This window comes from Cupriavidus sp. 01T418 (assembly GCF_056398885.1).
The window spans coordinates 1-2,530 of the sequence record NZ_JBFTQG010000102.1 but is presented as its reverse complement, the minus strand read 5'-3'; the positions used below and the strand labels follow the sequence as shown (position 1 = coordinate 2,530).

The following is a 2,530-nucleotide window of genomic DNA, read 5'->3' as shown; positions in this document are numbered from 1 at the left end:
GGCGCGGAGCGGGGGCGTCGATCTGCTGGTCAATTGCCACGGTCTGCAGATTCGCCGCAGCTTTCTCGACTGCACGGAAGACCAATGGACGCGCATTCTGGATGTCAATGTGCATGGCGCCGTCAGGACTTGCCAGGCATTCGGCGCCGGTCTCATCGAGCGCCGCGGAGCCATCGTGAACGTGTCAAGCGTCAACGGAAGCATTGCCGCACGCACGGGTACCGCATACAACGTGTCCAAGGCCGCTCTGTCCCATTTGACGCGACAGCTTGCGCTTGAGTGGGCACCCAAGGTCAGGGTCAATGCCGTCGCGCCGATTGCGGTGTTGTCCGCCATGACCGCCGATGTGCTGGACGACCTCGCCTACCGCGCCCGCCGTGCGGCCTCGATCCCGCTGGAGCGCCTCGCGACACCGCAGGACGTGGCGGCCGGGGTGGCATTTCTGCTTTCGAACAATGCCTCGATGATCACCGGGCATGTGTTGATGATCGATGGTGGGCATTCTGTGCAATAACCGACCGGTTTCGCGGCGTGGCCTTCAGAACGCGTATTTGAACGGAGACAAAAGTGAACTTCCTTCCTTGCTGGCTGCGCGATCGTTGGCCGCTCGCAGCCCAGATCCTGGCGACTGTTGTGCTGTTGGTATCCGGTCATTCCGCCTGGGCTGCATGGCCTGAGAAGCGCATCGTGTTCATCGTGCCGTACAGCGCTGGGGGCGGCGCAGATATCGTGGCGCGCCTGATCGCTCACAACCTCGCGCCCTTGCTGGGCCAGCCCGTGGTGGTCGAGAACCGGGCGGGCGCATCAGGAAATATCGGCATGGAAGCGGCGGCGCGTGCGCCGGCCGACGGCTATACGATCGTGCTGGGTTCCTCTGGCCAGTCGGCCGCGGCGAGCTATTTCAAGAAGTTGCAGTACGACATGCTCAGGGACTTCGTTCCGGTGTCCTTGTCGGTCTACAACTCGCGTCTGCTGGTGGGGCGGCTCGGGCTTCCCTATGACAACGTTGCAGGTCTGATTGCCTACGCCAAGAAAAATCCGGGAAAGGTCACCTTTGCTTCCTGGGGCAGTGGGTCCGGGGCGCACCTGGCCGGTGAATTATTCAAGCAGATGGCTGGAGTCGACATGCTGCATGTCCCTTACAAAGGGAACAGCGATGCAGTAAGTGATTTGATGGGCGGTCAGGTCGACATCATGTTCAGCGAGTATGGCACGGTGCTGGAGCAGGTAAAGGCGGGCAAGCTGAAGGCGTTTGGCGTCCCAAGCGAAAAAAGATTTCCCGGTCTGGACGTGCCAACGATCTCGGAATCCGGACTTCCCGGATTCGAGTACAGCGGCTGGCTGGGAATCCTTGCGCCCGTTGGAACACCACCTGCCGTCGCCAAGACAATCAGCGATGCCGTCGACAAGGTAGTCAACCTGCCCCAGGTGAGAGAGCAGCTCGCAAAAATTGGGGCGGGGCCGATCGGAGGCTACACGCCCGATCGGTTTCGAAGCTTTCTGCAAGCAGATATCTCCAAGTGGCAAACGGTGATGCAGAAGGCTGGCTTGGTAGGAGTCGAACAATGAGCACTGGAACCATTGCGCAGACCTTGGGCGTCTCAACGCACACACGGCTTGAGACGACGGCTGCAGACGCGGTGCCGGTGATCGATCTGGATTGCTGGTTCAACGGCAATGAGCACACGCGAGCCCGCCTTGCTGCGCAAGTCGACGAGGCGCTGTGTCGCATCGGCTTCTTCGTGATCGTCCATCACCAGGTACCGCCCGCGATCATCGCGGGGGCCAATGCCGCGGCACGCGCGTACTTCGACAGGTCAATGGAAGACAAGCTGGCCGACCGCAATACGGTCAATCTGCTGCCGCGCGGCTATGTGCCCTTGGGAATGTCCACGCTGGGCAGAACTGCAGGGCAGAAGACGCCCGATGATCTGAAGGAAGGGTTCGGGATGGGGCCGCCAGATGTCGTTGGCACATCCAGTGATCCACGCTTTTATCTTCAGAACATCTGGCCTCCCGGATCATCCTCTCTGCGAAAAAACCTGGAGACATATTACCGGTCAATGGAGTCCCTTGCATGCACCTTGCGGCAACTGTTTGCTCGTGCGCTGCAGCTGGACGCAGATTTCTTTGAGCCTTCGTTCGCTGGCCACAACAGTCATCTGCGGGTTATCAACTATCCGGCGCAGGCGACACCGCCTGCGCCCGGCCAACTGCGCGCGGGGGCGCACACAGACTACGGCGCTTTCACAATGCTGCTCGCAGAGAACGCCAGCGGCGGTCTGCAGGTACGGACACGCACGGGCCAGTGGCTGGACATCAGCGCGCCATCCGACTCTTTCGTCATCAACATCGGCGACCTGATGATGATGTGGACCAATGACCGATGGTTGTCGAACGTGCACCGAGTGGCGAATCCCGACGCATCGCTCGCAAGCGTCGAGCGTCGGCAGTCGATGGCTTACTTCGTCAATCCGCGCGAGGACACTCGGGTCGAGTGCATTCCGACCTGTGTCCACGCAGGCGAGTA

3 protein-coding genes are annotated in these 2,530 nt (G+C 60.8%); all 3 read left to right on the top strand.

The genetic code is table 11. The features are described from left to right. On the top strand, window positions 1-514 hold a 514-nt coding region (locus AC1DQ3_RS36320; protein ID WP_477124920.1), incomplete at its 5' end, for an SDR family NAD(P)-dependent oxidoreductase. Window positions 515-567: 53 nt separating this feature from the next. After that, the gene (locus AC1DQ3_RS36315; protein ID WP_477124919.1) at window positions 568-1,569 is read left to right on the top strand and encodes a Bug family tripartite tricarboxylate transporter substrate binding protein; all 1,002 of its coding nucleotides are present in this window, start codon (window positions 568-570) and stop codon (window positions 1,567-1,569) included. Then, window positions 1,566-2,530 (top strand): isopenicillin N synthase family dioxygenase (locus tag AC1DQ3_RS36310; protein WP_477124918.1); only part of this gene is annotated, 965 nt, incomplete at its 3' end. The genes AC1DQ3_RS36315 and AC1DQ3_RS36310, both read left to right, overlap by 4 nt.